The sequence below is a fragment of the Candidatus Ulvibacter alkanivorans genome (assembly GCF_003333325.1).
GTDB lineage: Bacteria > Bacteroidota > Bacteroidia > Flavobacteriales > Flavobacteriaceae > Ulvibacter_A > Ulvibacter_A alkanivorans.
In genome coordinates this window covers 18,908-36,057 of sequence record NZ_QOLC01000106.1, presented here as the reverse complement: position 1 = coordinate 36,057, position 17,150 = coordinate 18,908, and the positions used below count along the sequence as shown (strand labels likewise).

General features: G+C 41.7%; 15 protein-coding genes. 6 read left to right on the top strand and 9 right to left on the bottom strand.

The features are described 5' to 3' along the window. Positions 1-161, top strand: a 161-nt coding sequence (locus DWA30_RS12475; RefSeq protein WP_210725408.1) for a WxcM-like domain-containing protein, incomplete at its 5' end; no start/stop codon positions are given. 16 nt (positions 162-177) lie between these two features. Here DWA30_RS12475 and DWA30_RS12470 read toward each other — a convergent pair. Together DWA30_RS12470 and DWA30_RS12465 are read right to left on the bottom strand one after the other, a co-directional pair. Beyond that, on the bottom strand, positions 178-1,110 hold the full coding sequence (locus DWA30_RS12470) for a glycosyltransferase family 2 protein (protein WP_114492870.1): 933 nt from the start codon (positions 1,108-1,110) through the stop codon (positions 178-180). 2 nt (positions 1,111-1,112) lie between these two features. Continuing rightward, positions 1,113-2,012: a glycosyltransferase family 2 protein gene (locus DWA30_RS12465; RefSeq protein ID WP_114492869.1), complete on the bottom strand. Its 900-nt coding sequence runs from the start codon at positions 2,010-2,012 to the stop codon at positions 1,113-1,115. A 69-nt stretch (positions 2,013-2,081) separates the two neighbouring features. On the opposite strand from DWA30_RS12465, the gene DWA30_RS12460 reads away from it, so the two are divergent. After that, a complete protein-coding gene (locus DWA30_RS12460) occupies positions 2,082-3,728 on the top strand; it encodes a S8 family peptidase (protein WP_114492868.1) in 1,647 nt (548 codons plus the stop codon). On the opposite strand, the gene DWA30_RS12455 is transcribed toward DWA30_RS12460, so the two are convergent. From DWA30_RS12455 to DWA30_RS12435, 5 genes are all read right to left on the bottom strand, one after another. Continuing rightward, positions 3,725-4,456: a class I SAM-dependent methyltransferase gene (locus DWA30_RS12455; RefSeq protein ID WP_114492867.1), complete on the bottom strand. Its 732-nt coding sequence runs from the start codon at positions 4,454-4,456 to the stop codon at positions 3,725-3,727. The two genes, DWA30_RS12460 and DWA30_RS12455, sit on opposite strands and share 4 nt — an antisense overlap. A 20-nt stretch (positions 4,457-4,476) precedes the next feature. Continuing rightward, a complete protein-coding gene (locus DWA30_RS12450) occupies positions 4,477-6,006 on the bottom strand; it encodes a glycosyltransferase family protein (RefSeq protein WP_114492866.1) in 1,530 nt (509 codons plus the stop codon). Between the two features lie 64 nt (positions 6,007-6,070). After that, positions 6,071-7,045 carry a glycosyltransferase family 2 protein gene (locus DWA30_RS12445; RefSeq protein WP_114492865.1) on the bottom strand — a complete coding sequence of 325 codons (975 nt, stop codon included), beginning with the start codon at positions 7,043-7,045 and terminating at the stop codon, positions 6,071-6,073. Position 7,046: 1 nt separating this feature from the next. After that, positions 7,047-7,730 (bottom strand): cell division ATP-binding protein FtsE, encoded by a 684-nt coding sequence (locus tag DWA30_RS12440; protein ID WP_114492864.1) that lies wholly within the window; start codon positions 7,728-7,730, stop codon positions 7,047-7,049. A gap of 92 nt (positions 7,731-7,822) precedes the next feature. Continuing rightward, positions 7,823-8,293, bottom strand: a complete 471-nt coding sequence (locus tag DWA30_RS12435; protein ID WP_136073203.1) for a tail fiber protein — start codon at positions 8,291-8,293, stop codon at positions 7,823-7,825. A 142-nt stretch (positions 8,294-8,435) separates the two neighbouring features. On the opposite strand from DWA30_RS12435, the gene DWA30_RS12430 reads away from it, so the two are divergent. The 3 genes from DWA30_RS12430 (at position 8,436) to DWA30_RS12420 (ending at position 14,955) form a co-directional block, all read left to right on the top strand. Beyond that, positions 8,436-11,456 (top strand): tetratricopeptide repeat protein, encoded by a 3,021-nt coding sequence (locus DWA30_RS12430; RefSeq protein ID WP_114492862.1) that lies wholly within the window; start codon positions 8,436-8,438, stop codon positions 11,454-11,456. A gap of 38 nt (positions 11,457-11,494) precedes the next feature. Further along, positions 11,495-13,240 carry a TonB-dependent receptor gene (locus DWA30_RS12425; RefSeq protein WP_114492861.1) on the top strand — a complete coding sequence of 582 codons (1,746 nt, stop codon included), beginning with the start codon at positions 11,495-11,497 and terminating at the stop codon, positions 13,238-13,240. A gap of 80 nt (positions 13,241-13,320) precedes the next feature. Beyond that, complete coding sequence (locus tag DWA30_RS12420) at positions 13,321-14,955, top strand: amidohydrolase (protein WP_114492860.1); 1,635 nt, start codon at positions 13,321-13,323, stop codon at positions 14,953-14,955. A gap of 6 nt (positions 14,956-14,961) precedes the next feature. Here DWA30_RS12420 and DWA30_RS12415 read toward each other — a convergent pair whose 3' ends face one another. Both DWA30_RS12415 and DWA30_RS12410 read right to left on the bottom strand, forming a co-directional pair. Then, entirely contained in the window at positions 14,962-15,744 is a 783-nt protein-coding gene (locus DWA30_RS12415; RefSeq protein WP_114492859.1) for a zinc metalloprotease, read from the bottom strand. 152 nt (positions 15,745-15,896) lie between these two features. Further along, positions 15,897-16,607 (bottom strand): class I SAM-dependent methyltransferase, encoded by a 711-nt coding sequence (locus DWA30_RS12410; protein WP_114492858.1) that lies wholly within the window; start codon positions 16,605-16,607, stop codon positions 15,897-15,899. A 28-nt stretch (positions 16,608-16,635) separates the two neighbouring features. On the opposite strand from DWA30_RS12410, the gene DWA30_RS12405 reads away from it, so the two are divergent. Beyond that, positions 16,636-17,130: a YkgJ family cysteine cluster protein gene (locus DWA30_RS12405; protein ID WP_114492857.1), complete on the top strand. Its 495-nt coding sequence runs from the start codon at positions 16,636-16,638 to the stop codon at positions 17,128-17,130. Positions 17,131-17,150 lie beyond the last annotated feature (20 nt).

Sequence of the window (17,150 nt, the reverse complement as noted above, 5' to 3'; positions counted from 1 at the left end):
GTCCTAATAAGGGGTTACTGATCCCGAATGGTATTTGGCGTGAATTGGAAAATTTCTCGGCCGGTGCGGTTTGCCTCTCGTTGGTTAGCGATACCTATAAGGAAGAAGATTACATTCGCGACTACAAGGATTTTATTAAATATAAGTTAGATACCCCGTAACGGTGTGTTTTATTTGCTACGAAAACGCGGTTAGGTAGATTCCTCGACCTTCGAAATACGTTTTTAATCGGTGTAATTTTTTTACAAGATAGGCAGGCGCTTTTAATAAGAACCGTTGTTTTCTGTTGAGGTTAGAAAGTTCTATTTTATTGTAATTTCTTCGGAAGGCTTCACGGTCATTACCCAATTTTGCTAAAATCGCGAGTGAAAATCGATTGAGGTCCAAGAATTTCTTGAGTGCCGGGTTATTGGCTTCGAGTGATTCGTAGGCTTCAAAAGTTGCTTTGTCTGAAACATTGAAGGTGGTATTCGATAAGCTTTGAGGTTCGAGCCTGTAGGTAGCAAGACTTTTATTCAGAAAAAGAATGGGATATGCAAGACCCACACGAATCCAAAGATCGGTGTCTTGTCCACTTTTTATACGCGGATCGTACATTCCGACGTCCTCTAGAACCGACCGATGCAATACCGTGCTTGAGCTGGTCAAGATGCTATTAATACTGCTTGCTTCAAAGAAATTAACCTCTTTTGTTTCGCCTTGCTTCAAATTAGGAATTGAATATACAGATTCTACGGTAACACCACTTTTTTCTATGGCGATGGCAGTGGCAAAGACCTTATGGTCTTGGTGTTTTTCGATAAGATCATTTATTTCTGAAAGGTAGTTAGGCTCCCAATGATCATCGGCATCCAATAGTGCGATCCAAGGAGCTGTAGTTTGAGCGATCGCAGCATTGCGGGCTGCTCCGGCACCTTTGTTCTCTTGATAGCTATATTGAATTCGTTGGTCGGAAAATTGTTGTATCTCGGTTTCACTTGCATCGGTAGAGCCGTCGTTAACGATCACCACTTCAAAATTGGTAAAGGTTTGGTCGAGCACACTTTGCAAGGTTTGTGCAATGTGCGTTTCCTTGTTGTAGACCGCAATAGCGACAGCAAATTTTGGCATGCTTAGGTCGATTTAGTTTCTAAATAATATCCTAATCTGTAGATGTCGAATATAAAAAGAGATGGCTTTTTAGACAATAGGTTGTGCTCCATACGCTTTTTAAAGGTACGATAGATCCATCGAACCATGTGGCCACTTAATCCGTTCTTAATTGCTTCTGCTTTTTTAGATAAGGCGGTTTCATTAGCATTAATTAGTCCTTCCTTGACGAAGAGTTGCAAGGCGTCAACCGATTCGTTCGACTTCCGAAGAAAGACCTCACTACTTTCCAGCCCTAAATGAACTACCGGATTGTCTATATGCTGTACGTTGATCTGCTGCTTTTTGGCGTCCAACGCAAATAAGGTGTCCTCATGTCTAAGATTGGGTATCTCCTCGTTGAATCGTAATAGGGCGAAGACACTTTTTTTGATAAGGAAGTTCAGCGTTAAGAATCGCAAATGAGGCTCCTTTTGTCGCTCTGCCACGGTGAGCGCCTCACGTTCTTTGCCGTATTGCCAGCGCAGCATTTGATCGGTTTGTGGTGGGTCTTCTTGGTACACGATACCTCCATAGATGATCTGGGTGTCGGGTTGAATTGCCTCGGTATACGCTTCGATAAAATTGGGTCGAATCACTTCGGTATCGGCATCTAAGAACAACAAGGTGTCAAATGCCGCCTTTTCGGCCAATAAGTTTCGAATGGCACTGCGACCAATGTTCTTTTCCAAAATTGTATAAGTGGCCTCTTTTAACGTATTGATCGCTTCATTTTCGGCTACCGGAGTAGGTGAGGCATCATCGAAGACACAGATCTCGAATTCGATCTCTAATTTTTCGGCCTGCGCATGCAGTGATTGCACTAACGGAAATACATTGTATTGATAGGTAGGAATAAGAATCGAGAGCCCTTGCAGTTTCATAACTCACAAAAGTACGGATGTTTTGTAAAATCAGCGAATTTTGGTACATTCAAAGTTCTAAATTATTCCATGAGCAAAAAGTACATCTTCGTTTTAATGGGTATCCTAATGGTACTGTTGCCTGTCTCTTCAATGGCTCAAATAGAGGAAGAAGTGCGAGAAGAGAAACCGGATACGACTACGTTTTACATTCGCGTTCGACCTAACACTCCTTTATTGCCGTTCAAACAACAGGGAGATAAAGTGCTGTATGACGGCGTCGATACGCAATTAAAGGATATACTTGACGATCACGTCATCTTCGATTTTAAACGAACTTTCGAAAAAGTGCGCAGCGACATCTTACGAAGAACGTATTTTGTAAAGACCCTTTCTAGCAATTTAAAAGAAACACTGTTAAAAGAGGCTCCCACCATATTCGAATTTGCCGAACGAGTTCCCGACCCTGCTGTCGCCACTTTCTATCCCGATGACTACGGTCTCACCAATAAATCGGGAGTGTATAAGGGTGCTCCCGCGGTGCTCGATTATTACGATTATTTGGGTGTGCCGCAAGCTTGGGCGTATACTACTGGTTCGCGTGATGTGATCATAGGAATTTCAGATGGGGCATTGCCTGTAGACGATCCAGATTTTAAGGACAAGATCACCGTGATACGAGAATCGCCCTTAGCTGGAGGGCACGGGTACAGTATTGCAGCCACTGCCGTGGCCCAAGGAAATAACGGATATGGTATTCCGGGCATATGTTACGATTGCAGTGTGTATGCTACAACGTATACTGCGTCCTTTAATACGCTAGAACATTTGGTCGAGCTCTCACAAGCCGGTGCACGGGTGATCAATTGTAGCTGGATCTCTGGGGCGAAACACGAGACCGCTCAAGCGGCAATCAATGAAATGCACGAAAACGGAACCATTATCGTTGCCGGAGCAGGAAATAGAGGATGGCTACCTCACAAGGGAGAGAAATATTACTACCCGGCTTCCTACGACAATGTAATTTCTGTGACTTCGGTAGCCTACAAATATCCTACGGTTTACGATAACTTGAACATTCTGGAGAGCGGTACCTATTACGCACAGAACATAGAAAATTATTTGGGACGATCCATCGGATTTCGAGGTAACGATCCCGAAAACGAACCCTATATTTGGGGTGCAACCACAGCTACATTGAATCCTGCTGTAGACATTGCAGCGCCGGGACTATTGATCTTTAGCTTCGGAAACTATCTCCTAAAGCCGGAATATCAATACAACGAATTTCAATCTACTTCTATGGCAACACCCATGGTGACCGGAACCATCGGACTTATGCTTTCGCTCCATCCCGGACTCACTCCCGATGAAGTTGAGAGTATTCTAAAGATCACCTCTACCAATATCAATTATATACCTGCGAATCGAAAATTTGCAGGACACTATGGTTCGGGAGCGTTGCATACCGGGAGAGCTGTAAAAATGACGCATGACCTTATTTCACCTTCCGAAGAAGTTATAATAGAGAATCAGTTTTTTGATCGTTGGGATTTTGTCGTGAATGCACTTTCGAAACAAGTGCGGATTCGCAATCAAGTCTTTGCGCTCGATGCAAGTCTTCAATTAACGGCAAAGCAAAAGATTGTTCTAAAACCCGGTACTTCTTTAAGTTCTACAAATGCCAAGGGTATCGTGCTACGCATCGATCCAGAGTTGGAGAAACAAGAAGATTAACGTTTGCTGGCAATGCAAAACGTACTAATGCCAAATGGTAAGTTGGTATGCGATAATATCTTGTTCTCTACACGAAGTAATGAATACAACACAGGGTTGGTCCAATGCAACTTTAGATCGCCTGTAGTTTCCTTAGTAGCTTTTCGTGAAAAACTTGCAAACTTCCGAAGTAAATAAACCGGTGGAAATAGCGCAGCGTTCCAAAAGCTTGATTTTTTAATTTTAAATCCAACCGATTGCATTTTTGAGATCAGCTCCTTCTTCGAATACCGACGATAGTGGAGGTTTACCTCGTCATGATAGCTCCATAGCGACATATGTGCCGGTACGAACACATAGATCTTTCCTTGCTCGTCTAACAGATTATACCAATTTTGAAGTGCGCTTTCATCCTCTTGCAAATGCTCAAGACAATCGGACGCAATAATTATATCAAATTGCTGCGGTAATGTTATATGTTGTGCGTCCATTACAAACGCATTTTCAATACCGTTCGCTTTGCAGTTTGCAATGGCTTTTTCGCTAAAATCGACCCCGAACAAGTTTTTTAAGGCAAATCCTTCGTCTTGTAATTCATTCAATAAAATACCGGAAGAACAACCTATATCCAGGATCTTGGCATCTTTGGGAGTATTTTTAAGCAATTGCTTAATGTAGTCGCGTCGGGCTTTAAACCAGAAATGCGTTTTTTCAATTTCGTGATACCGTTCTTCAAATTGTGCTTCCATAGGAGCCGCGCTAAGATTGCTTATTTTGCTTTGGGAGGCGAATATACACTAAAATAAGCAGTTTCTTTTTCTAGCTGCCATTGTGCAGTAATGCTGTCGAGGATCTCATAGAAATTGAGTTCTTTTTCGCTAACGTCAGATTTTTCAACGAAAACAAAACTTTTTTTCTCGGCCAGCTGTTTGGCGAGTTGATCACCTTGATCATTTACTTCGGCGTCGTGAGGCCAGTCCGTACCAATAGGATTTACCGTTTTGGTTAAATAATGTGCCAGAGTAAGTGTAGGAATCACGGTAAAGTTAGGATATTGTTGTGCTAAGGCTTTTAGCTCACTGTATTTTTCAAACGTTGCCTTATCACTTTTAATAGTAGCGAGTTGGGGAAAAACAGTGTCCATCTCATATACAAGTTCACTTCTTGGAGCGTCGCGATAAATGGTCTGGTACCCTATGTAGAATGTAATTAGAAATGCCGTTATCACCGTTCCAGCGATCCAGGGAGCTATTTTTTTGTTTTCTTCGGAAGGAATTGCAGTGTAGAAGAATAAATAGTAGATACTAAAGAAAATAGGGAGTGAAAAATGTATGGGTGTTTTAAATCCGTTGCTTATGGAAGCGCTCCAGCTTAAGGTTAATAACAAGAGTAGTAATAGGAAGTTGCGATCTTTCCGAAGCATTACTACCGAATAGATCACAGCAAAAACGAACAATACCTGAAGCAAGGATCGTTTAAAGACAGAGATGCTGTTCTCCTGTTGGTATAGTGCGATCATCACAGCTGCGATGGTCAAACTAACAAGTAAGAAGCCGTACTTTTTGGGTAGGAATTTATAAACAGCCCAAGTTGCAGCAATTGCGACAAGGACATAGATTACATTCGATTTTATCGCTAGGTAATAGTTTTTGAGTCCGGCGTTTAGTAATGCAGAAGATTCAGTACGATGAAACGTTTGTTCTAAGAATGGGGTTAGAGAATCGGTAGCCGACTTAAATCCGACATAACAAGCCACCCAAACAATGCCAAAAAGCACAAAATATTTTATGCGGTACCAATCTTTGGTAAGTAGTAGATACCCAGCAATAAAGATGGGCATAAAGTAAAAAGATTGTTTTGAGAACACACCTAATACGAGAAAAAGCATGCTAAAGAAAATATGATAGGGTTTGCTGTCCTTTTTGAGCAATAAATACATCCCGATCATACAAAAGAACACACCGTCTATAGTGTTCCAGCCCATGGGCGGATAGTTGTGTATAGATACCAAGGCGCCAATAATTGCAATAAAATAACGAGTGGCAATAGAGGTGATCCCGAAGTGGTAGGTGAGCAATTTGGCTCCCAGATAGGAGTAGAAAAAAACTTGAACATAAAAGAAAGCGCGATCTATGACATAACCATAGGTTTCAGAAATAAACAAAAAAATGGTATGAAAAAAAGCTGGAATCGCAGGTCGTGTATAGATAAAATCGCGGTGGGGTAACTGGCCGTTGTAAATATTCCAACTCGAACCGAAGATATATCCGGTGTCGGAGCCTTCTAATCCGTAGGGCATATAAAAAATTATATAGCATACACACAATAGATAGAATAGACCTTGAAAGCACTTATCTGCTATGTTACGATCCATCTGCATCTTCCGGATTCTTAATATTGGTCTCGGCTACAATATAGAGAGGTCGATCTCTTACATTTTTATTGATTCGACTTATGTATTCTCCAATCACACCAACCGAAATTAACTGAATGCCACCAATAAACATGATACTTACAATTAATGAGGTCCATCCCGTAATGGTCTCGTCCATCACGAAATGTGCGTAGACGGCGTAGAGAATAATTAGGAACGAGATAAAGGAGATAAAAAAACCAATACGACTAACAAAGGCCAAAGGTTTGTCTGAAAACCCTGTGATGCCATCCATGGCAAATTGGAACATCTTGCTAAAAGTATATCCGGTTTCACCTGCTTTCCTGCTATCGCGATCGTATAGTACATGTGTTTGCTTAAAGCCTAACCATGCGATTTGACCACGTAAAAATTTGTTCTGCTCCGGCATTTTCCGAAGATAACGCACGACTTTTTGATCTATTAATCTAAAGTCACCTGTATCTACTGGGATCTCGGTCGAGGTCATTCGTTTTAATAACCGATAAAAAAGTTTAGCAGTGGTCTTTTTAAAGAAGGTTTCTCCTTGTCGTTTGTTACGTTTGGCATACACCACCTCGAAGCCTTCTTTGTGTTTTTTATAAAGTGTAGGAATGAGTTCGGGAGGGTCCTGTAAGTCCCCATCTATAATTACTACAGCCTCGCCACGACAGGCATCCAGACCGGCTGTGACTGCAATTTGATGGCCGAAATTTCGGCTAAAATTTATATAATATACCTGCTTGTGTTGTTCCGACAGACGAATGAGTTCTAATAAGGAATTATCGCTGCTTCCGTCATTTACGAAGATCAATTCGAAAGAGGAGGTAACTTCAGAAACACTTTTTGCCAGTCGTTGATAGAGTTCATCGATGATCTGCTCCTCGTTGTAAATTGGAATAACAACAGAGAGCGCAATAGTTTCAGAAGCAGGGATCGATTGCATATTAAACAGTGGTTTGAACTACCTCAAATATCTGATTTTCATCACATTTCAAAGTCTTGGACGGGTACTTTAACAGCAATGCATAGTCGTGCGTCGCCATTAAAATAGTGTTTCCATTCTTATTGATCTCTTGTAGCACTTCCATTACCTCGACACTGGTTTGCGGATCTAAATTTCCGGTAGGCTCATCGGCTAAGATCAACTCGGGGTCGTTGAGCAACGCGCGTGCAATTGCCACACGCTGTTGTTCCCCTCCGGAGAGTTGGTAAGGGTATTTAAACGCCTTGGTCTTCATTCCTACTTTATCGAGTACTTCGTTAATTTTACTTTCCATGGCAGGCTTGTCTTTCCAGCCTGTAGCCGTTAGTACAAATAGGAGATTGTTATGTACGGTGCGGTCATTAAGCAATTTAAAGTCTTGAAAGACCACGCCCAACTTGCGCCTTAAAAAAGGGATCTCTTTCTCCTTTAACGTAGTTAGATCGTAACCTACGATTTCTCCTTCTCCCTTCTGAAGAGGCAGATCGCCATACAAGGTTTTCATAAAGCTACTTTTACCGGTTCCTGTCTTCCCTATAAGATAGACAAATTCGCCTTTTTCAACCGTAATGGTGACGTCGGAAAGAATTAAGTTCTCGCGTTGAAATACGGAAGCATCTTTTAGATAAAGCACAGGTTGCGACATGTAGGATATTGGTTTAGAAATTAATGTTCAAATGTAGGTTGAATTACGGCAAACTCCAACTGAATTACCTATAGGTGAATGAGAAATTGCAATTATTCTTTTGGTTCAATGCTTGAAACCGCTTTTTTTAATTGCTCGATCTCTCGTTGTTGTTCTAGGGTATATAAGGTTAGTTCTTCAATTTTTTGAAGCAACACCAAATTCATTTCCTTTAATGAAATACCTTCTTCTTCCAGCGTGGCAGCCGAAGGCACGCCGGGTAAGTGATGATGTTCTTCAATATAACTTGCCAATTCGGCTAAGGTTGGCATAGTATACAACGGATTCGAGGTCGATGTTCCCGTAAAATACGATTCGAATACATAATCGGGTGCAACCGCTCCGTTGAGGTCTACCAACACCTCTTGGGTATGTATCTTTCCTTTAACTGTCAATAGTTCATCGGGTTGGGAAGTGCCAATTCCTATCTTACCATTTAATTCGGTAATATTTTTATAACGGTTTCGCTGTGCGGTCATGGAAACTGTGAGAAGGACCATGGCTATTAACAATAGATTTTTCATAAGAAGTTTTGATTAACGTATGTACAATTCTTAAAAATAAGTAATTTTCGGGTTTTATCGGTTTCCGAAGAAATAAAACATAATTAACATTCAATTGTGCCGTTATAAGGTAAGCAAGCTAGATGCAAAAAACCTCAATCCTATGATCAAGAACCTCCTAATCGGGTCCCTTTTCCTACTTATCACCACGCTTTCTTTTTCCCAACAAACCGCAGTTTATACCAACGAGCTCGTTGATTATAACAAAGCGATCGAATTGTACAAGAACAACCAATTCTTAGCCGCTCAAAATTTGTTTACTCGAGTTAAGAGCGAAGCAGAAGATGAGACCATACAAGGTGATTGTGCCTATTATATTGCGAATTGCGCTGTTCGTTTAAACCAACAGAATGCCGATGCACTTATGGAGGATTTCGTACAGGAGTACCCCACCAGTATTCGACGTAATGATGCCTATATAAATGTAGCTAATTATTATTTCGAAAATGGTAAATACTCCTATGCGTTAAAATGGTATGACAAGGTAGACGATGCCAATGTGCCAAGAAGCGAACGCGATCGCTATCATTTTAATGTAGGATACGCTTATTTTAAGGCAAAGAGATACACTGAGGCCAAGAAGTATTTTAATCGGGTAAGCACTTCGGAAAAATATGGCTCCCAAGCCAAGTACTACTTGGGTTTTATAGCGTACGAAGGCGACGATTATGAAGAAGCCAACGAACTATTTGAAGATGTAAAGGACGAAGAACGTTATGCCGAAGACCTTAGCTACTACCAAGCCGATATGAACTTTAAGCTTGGGAAGTTCCAAAAGGCCATCGACATGGGCAAAGAACAATACGACCGTTCGAGTCCGCAAGAAAAAAGTGAGCTTTCCAAAATTATTGGTGAGAGTTATTTTAATTTGGAACAATACGAAGAAGCCATCCCTTATCTTCGAGAATACAAAGGGAAACGAGGAAAATGGAACAACACCGATTATTACCAATTGGGCTATGCTTATTACAAACAAGGGGCTTATCAAAACGCTATTAACGAGTTCAATAAGATCGTGGACGGTCGCAATGCTGTGGCACAAAACGCCTATTATCATTTGGCCGAAAGTTATTTAAAACTAGACCAAAAACAGCAGGCACTTAATGCGTTTAAAAATGCTTCGGAAATGGACTTTAGTGCCGAGATCCAAGAAGATGCTTGGCTCAATTATGCGAAGCTGAGTTATGAAATAGGAAATAGTTACCAAAGTGTTCCACAGGTCATCCTATCGTTTATCGAAGCGTATCCGCAGAACAAGAACAACGACGCCTTAAAGGATCTGCTTATCGATTCGTATATCACATCGAAGAACTACAAAGCTGCCATCGAATTACTGGAGAACAATAAATCGTTCGAGAACAAACTAGCCTACCAAAAAGTAGCATTCTATCGCGGGATCGAGTTGTACAATGCGGGAAAATACCAAGAGGCGATCACGTATTTCGACAAATCACTAAAAGAGCCGCGCGATCAAGTATTCACAGCGCGTGCCACCCTTTGGAAAGCGGAAAGCGACTACAATCTTTCTAATTTTGAAGCTTCGTTGATAGGGTACAAACAGTTCTTACAGCTGCCGGGTGCATCGGCCACGCCCGAACACGATAACATACGCTACAATCTAGCCTACAATCAATTTAAATTGAAGAATTATTCCGAAGCCATAGAAAACTTTAAGAGTTATGCTACATCAGGAACCGCCGAGAGTGTTCGACAAAAGGATGCTTACTTACGATTGGGAGATAGCTACTTTGTCACCAGTCAATACTGGCCGGCCATGGAAAATTACAATCAAGCGATAGAGCTCAACACACCCGATGCAGATTATGCGTCATTTCAGACGGCGATCAGCTACGGTTTCGTAGATAGGACTGAAAGTAAGATCGACGGACTTACTGCGTTTACACGCAACTTTCCCACTTCAGTCTATAGGGACGATGCGCTTTACGAATTAGGAAATACGTATGTGTCATTAGATCGCACCAATGATGCACTCACGACCTACGATAAGTTGATACGCGAGATCCCAAAAAGCAGTTATATCGCACGAACGCTGCTTAAAAAAGCTTTGATCTATGACAATACCGGAAATAGTAATGAAGCATTAACCATTTTCAAAAAAGTGGCTGCCGATTTCCCTGCTACGCCGGAAGCATTGCAAGCAGTAGCTTCAGCAAAAATAATCTATATCGATCAAGGTCGCGTAGATGCTTATGCCAATTGGGTGCAAGGGTTAGACTACGTACAAGTAGAAGATGCCGAGTTAGACGATGCCACCTATCAGGCGGCGGAACAACCTTATCTTGAAAACAAGACGAATCAGGCGATCACACGTTTTGAGAGCTATTTAGAGCAATTTCCAAATGGGCAACATGCACTTCAGGCTCATTTCTATTTGGGGCAGTTGTATTTTGCCGATAATGCTTCGGAAAAATCCATACCGCATTACACGTTTGTGGTGTCCAAGGAGCGTAGTGAATTCACCGAACAAGCGTTGGCTCGTATTTCCGAAGTATACCTCACTCAAAACGATTATAAGAATGCGCTAACTTATTTGAAGCGATTAGAGACGGAAGCCGATTTTCCTCAGAACATCATTTTTGCGCAAACCAATAGCATGAAGGCCAGCTATGAGCTCAAGCAATATAGTGAAGCGGTAGATTATGCCGAAAAAGTGTTGCAGAATACCAAAATCGATAATGCTATTAAAAGTGATGCCCAGGTGATCATTGCGCGATCTGCCATGAAAACCAACAATGAGCAGAAAGCCAAAGCTGCCTATGCCGAAGTGTCAAAGATCGCAACAGGTCAGTTGGCAGCAGAAGCCCTGTACTACGATGCTTATTTTAAACACAAAGCAGGGGAGTATGAAGCTTCGAACACCGCAGTGCAGCAATTAGCGAAAGAATACAGCGGCTATAAATTATACGGTGCCAAAGGCTTGGTGCTAATGGCTAAAAATTTCTACGCACTTGGTGATGCCTATCAGGCTACCTATATCTTGGAGAGTGTAACGACCAACTTTTCAGATTTTCCTGAAGTAGTACAAGAAGCCAAAGCAGAACTTGCCAAGATCAAGGCAGCCGAAGCCAAGACCAACGCCTCTGTAGAAACCGACGAAAACTAAGAACCCCATCCGCTATCAATAACAAGAAATTAATTCATATGTCCAATAAACGCATAGCCTCACTTACCTTATTTTTGGTTTTAAGTGTCACTTTCACCGCCTTCGCTCAAGATGAAAAAGAAGACTTGGGAACCGAAGTGGTTAACATCGTTAAACCCTACACGCCTACGATTTCAGATGCGTTCAAGGTAAAGGAAACCCCTTCGATAAACGATTCGGTCACTACCAAGAAACGACCGGTTCAATACAGTATCTTTTCGGTGCCCGTGGCCTCTACATTTACTCCTGCCAAAGGAAAAGCTACAACCGTAGAGCGTGCAAAACCTATAAAATTGTATGATAACTATGCTACACTCGGATTTGGAAATTACACCAGCATATTGGCAGAGTTGTATAGTAATTTTGAGATAAGTCGTACCGACAATGCCGGGTTCTTCTTTAGACACAACTCATCACAGAACGGGATAGATGATATTCGACTGCAAAACAAGTATTATGATACGCGTTTGGATGGAAATTATATTAGCAGACAACGCGATGCGACCTATGGTTTGGATGCGGGAATACAACACCAACTGTATAATTGGTATGGGCTAAGTGATTTCTACAGTGAATCTTTAAGTGATGAAATGGTAAACGATATCGATCCACAGCAAACGTATATTAGCGGATATGTAGGAGGAAGCATAGCCTTCGATGAATCGATCTTCGAGAAGGCCACTGCCAATATTCGCTATTTGGGCGATGCGTTTGGTTCTTCGGAATTCAATATAACCGCAACGCCGGAGTTTTCTTTTCCGCTCACCGATTTTACCCTCAAGATAGATGGTGAGGTTGATTACCTAAGCGGAAGTTTCGATCAAAACTTCTTTAACGCAACCGGCATCGATTACGGGTATCTCAATGCAGGTGTCATACCTTCCTTGGTATATCTTAATGAAGACCTTACACTTTCTCTTGGTGTGGCGGCCTTTGTAAGCCTGGCAACCGAGCAAAGTGAAACCGAATTTTTTATCTATCCGCGTATCAATGCGTCCTACCGATTGGTAGACGAATTATTGATCGTTTACGGAGGAGCACAGGGAGACCTAGAGCAGAACAGTTACTACGATTTTAAAGAAACAAATCCGTTTGTGTCACCTACTTTATTTATTGCACCCACAAGTAATTTGTACGAAGGCTTTGTTGGCCTAAAAGGAAAATTATCTAACTCGGTGGGTTATAATGTGCGTGCAGGGTATGGGAAAGATGAGAATAAAGCACTGTTTATTGCAAATCCATCGATCGACGATCCAACAGATATTTCTGAACCTTACCAATACGGAAACTCTTTTCGTGTAGTTTACGACGATATGAATACGCTAGAGGTTTTTGGTGAGTTAAAGGTGGCTGTTTCTGAAGACTTTTCGTTAGGAGTGAACGGTTCGTTCTATAGCTACGACACTACCTTTCAAGCACAGCCGTGGAACTTACCGGAGATTGAAGCATCAGTATTTTCTAACTTCAATATTTCCGAACAGCTCTACGGAGGCGCTACTGTTTTCTTTACAGGAGAACGAATGGATCTAGAATCCCTTTCGGGACCATTTGTAGACGATACTATGGAAGTAACCCTAGACAGTTATATCGATGCCAATATTCACTTAGGCTATCGAGTAAACGACCGACTCTCGATCTTTGCTAAAGGAAGCAATTTGCTAAGCGATAATTATGAGAAATGGTTAAATTATCCAGTACAAGGAATACAAGGGATCTTAGGAGCCACTTACAAATTTGATTGGTAAATTGCACCAAGAATTAATTTTAAAAAGCATTCCGTTTTGAGGGATGCTTTTTTTATTTTAGCGGTCATAAACTCAACCTTATGAAACAGCTATTCTTTATCGCAAGCAGTATATTTTTTCTTTTCTCTTGTGCACCCGATAAGATACCTACCGATCTTTTAGTAAAAAATGCCATCATTTATACGGCCAACGATGCTTTTGAAACTGCCGATGCTTTTGTGGTAAAAGATGGAAAGATCCAAGAAATTGGACTAAAACCGGAGTTGGAGCTTAGGTATAAGGCAACGACGGTATATGATGCCAAAGGACAGATCATAGTTCCCGGATTAATAGATGCGCATGCACACCTTTTTAATTTAGGAGTTAGTTTGCAGCAGGTAGAGCTGGTAGGGACGAGCAGTTACGACGAAGTATTAGAGCGCGTTAGCGCGTTTCAGAAGGAAAAAAATAAAACGTTTATCATTGGTAGAGGTTGGGATCAAAACGATTGGGACGTAAAAGAATTTCCTACCAAAAAAGAGTTAGACTCCATGTTTCCCGATACGCCTGTTGCATTAACCCGTATCGATGGTCATGCAATGATCGTGAACTCGAAAGCCATAGAAATGGCAGGGATTACTTCGGAAACAAAAATGGATGGAGGTGAAGTGGTCTTGGAAAATGGGAAGCCGTCCGGTATTTTGATTGATAGTCCGATGTCACTCGTACGCGCCACATTCCCAGAGATGTCTCGTGCAGATGCCATACAAGCACTTAAGGATGCGGAACAAATTTGTGTAGAAAACGGACTTACTACCATTAACGATGCAGGGCTGGATAAGGAGGTGATCCAACTAATAGATAGTTTACAACAAGCAGGGGAAATGCAATTACGAGTCTATGCCATGGTGAGTAATACTCCCGAAAACTTAGATTATTATCTGGAAAATGGCATCATAGAAACAGATCGCCTTACGGTGCGATCGGTCAAGGTGTATGGTGATGGAGCGCTGGGATCTCGCGGTGCTGCCATGCGTGAAGCTTACAGCGACAAGCCGGGACATTTCGGAGCTATGATCACCACCGAAACAGACCTCAAAGCGCTAGCACAACGTATCGCCGATGCCGGATACCAAATGAATACGCATGCCATTGGAGATTCGGCAAATGTGGCGGTGCTGCGTACCTATGCTGAGGTATTGAAAGATATTAGCGATGCGCGCTGGAAAGTGGAGCATGCACAGATCGTTACACCAGCCGATTTCGATTACTTTTCAAAGAATATAATTCCGTCTGTTCAACCCACTCACGCTACTAGCGATATGTATTGGGCCGAGGATAGGGTTGGACCCAAACGAATTAAAGGAGCATATGCCTATAAAACGATGTTAGACAAAGCAGGAATTATTGTATTAGGAACCGATTTTCCGGTAGAAGAAGTGAATCCTATGTATACCTTTTATGCTTCCGTAGCAAGAAAAGATTTGGCGAATTACCCCGAGGATGGTTTTAGAAAAGAAGAGGCATTGTCTCGTGAAGAAACGCTAAAAGGAATGACGATTTGGGCGGCTTATTCCAACTTTGAAGAAGACCAAAAAGGTAGCATAGAAGAAGGCAAAGTAGCCGATTTCGTTGTGTTGGATCGAGATATCATGACCATCCCACAAGACAGTATTCCTAAGGTGAAAGTTCAAGCAACATTTATCGATGGTGCTCAAGTGTATGGCCAAGAATAGTTGAGATTACAGTCCGCCCTTGGCTTGAAGATCTGCAATACATAACGGATCGAATTCAGGAGCTGCCGAACGGTTCATAAGTAACTGTAATGCCGCTCTATCGGTATTTGAGGTTTCGAAATACATTAAACAATCTTGAACCACACAATGTTTAGAATTGTTTGGGTCTTCATGATCGGTATGAATATCGTCCTCCAGTATATTTACCAACCCAAACAAATGACCAAACTCATGGTTTAGCGTATTGATCTCAAGGATACCAAGGTCGATGTTTTGCGAAGCGCTTAGTTCTTCTAAGGTTTTTTCATAGATCACGATAGACGTGTTTTGATAGGCTGTTCCTAGGGTTACCGATGTTTCGGTGTCGTTATCTGAGTTTCCATTCGCAAAGAATACGAAGACTGCGATCTCGTCTCCTACGGTGTATTTGGTGCGGAACTCATCCTCGATATCGCGAATTTCTTCCGTAGTAAATGGAGCACCCTGAGGGGCACTTATAACCGTTTCGACCAAGTTGATCCCATCGGGTTTAACAACTCTTGCCGCTAGAAAATCAAGAAAGGTATTGATCGTACTCTCTCTGGGACGAAATCCGTTGGCATACACAAACTCTACCGTAAGTCCTTGGTATGTGTCGTTAGATAATAGGTCGGCGGCAGATCTCCCTAACCCTTTTCGGTTCTCTGCTTTAAAATCTTCTACTTGATCGTCGCCGTTGTCATTTTTACATGCCGTAAAACTAATGAAGATCAATAGAACGATAACAAGATAGTTGGGGGGAAACTTCATAACAATTTTTCTTTTGTAGCAAACATAGCTTTTATGGAGGCATTTCAAAAATACCGACCTTTTTTTTAACGGTATTTTTTACATTTTGTTTTATTCCGAAACTTGGTTAGGCATTTGGACGCTCAAATTCAATAATAGTAAATCGGTCTTTGTCAATTGTGGTCTAGTGTAAGTTGCGCCAAATAATCGAAGTTATCGCCTCGAGCAAGTATACTGAATTGGAACCCGGCAGCTTCGCTCAATTCTTTAAAGAGGTTCTCATCCATATACAGCCAATCGAAGGGTTCCGATTGTTCTCCTTTGTACAATATGGTAAATTCTAACTCACCGTAATAACGATCGGCCGGCACCCAAATTCCACCTTCCTCACCTGGGTCGTACATATATCGTAGGTCACTGGAATCGATTAAAACCTTCCCGTGTGTTGCTAATAATGACCTTAAATGTTGAAGGTATTTGGGAACGTTTTCTACTGTTTGAAATATGCCTGTGCCGTTCATTAGCAATAGAATGGTGTCGAACTTTTCTTCGGAAAGGCTAAGTAGATCGGTTCGCTGTACTTTTGCTACACCTCTTTGTTTACTTACTGTTACAGCGCCTTCCGAAGTATCGATCGCCTTAACTTCAAACCCTTGTTGTTGCAGGTACAACGAATGACTTCCGGCACCACAACCAACATCAAGTACCTTGCCTTTACAGGCCTTTAAAGCCACTTGTTCCAGTAAGGGCATTTCAGCATAGGTTCGAAATAAATAGGGGAGTGGCAATTCGTCCTGCTCGCTAATATTCGTTTCGGTGTATAAGATCTCGGGATCCTTTCCGAAGTAAAAATCAAGAAGTGCTTTGCCTAAGAGATCGTTCATACCTTTAATTGTGTATTTTTGCGTCGCTATGGAAGAGATCCTTAAACAGCTCCCACAACGAGCCAAAGATACGCATACTGAGAATAAAAAGTTCTTCTCTAAACTAAAGAAGAAGCCGCCTAAAAATTTAGATGGCATCATGAACGAATTGCATCATGAGGAATTCGAGCGTACCGACTGTCTCACCTGTGCCAACTGTTGTAAGACTACCGGACCGTTATTTACCAACAAGGACGTTGAGCGTATAGCCAAGCATTTTAGAATGAAACCAAAACACTTTATCGAAACCTATTTGCGAGTAGATGAAGACAACGATTATGTGCTACAATCGGTGCCTTGTACTTTTTTGGGAGCCGATAATTATTGCAGTATTTACGACGTTCGCCCAAAAGCCTGTAGGGAGTTTCCCCATACCGATAGAAAGAAATTTCAACAGATTTCAAACCTTACCTTAAAAAATGTGGCGATCTGCCCGGCAGTCTACAATATAGTAGAGGCAATGAAGGAGCGGATCAACTTATAACCACGTAGATGGTCTGCCAT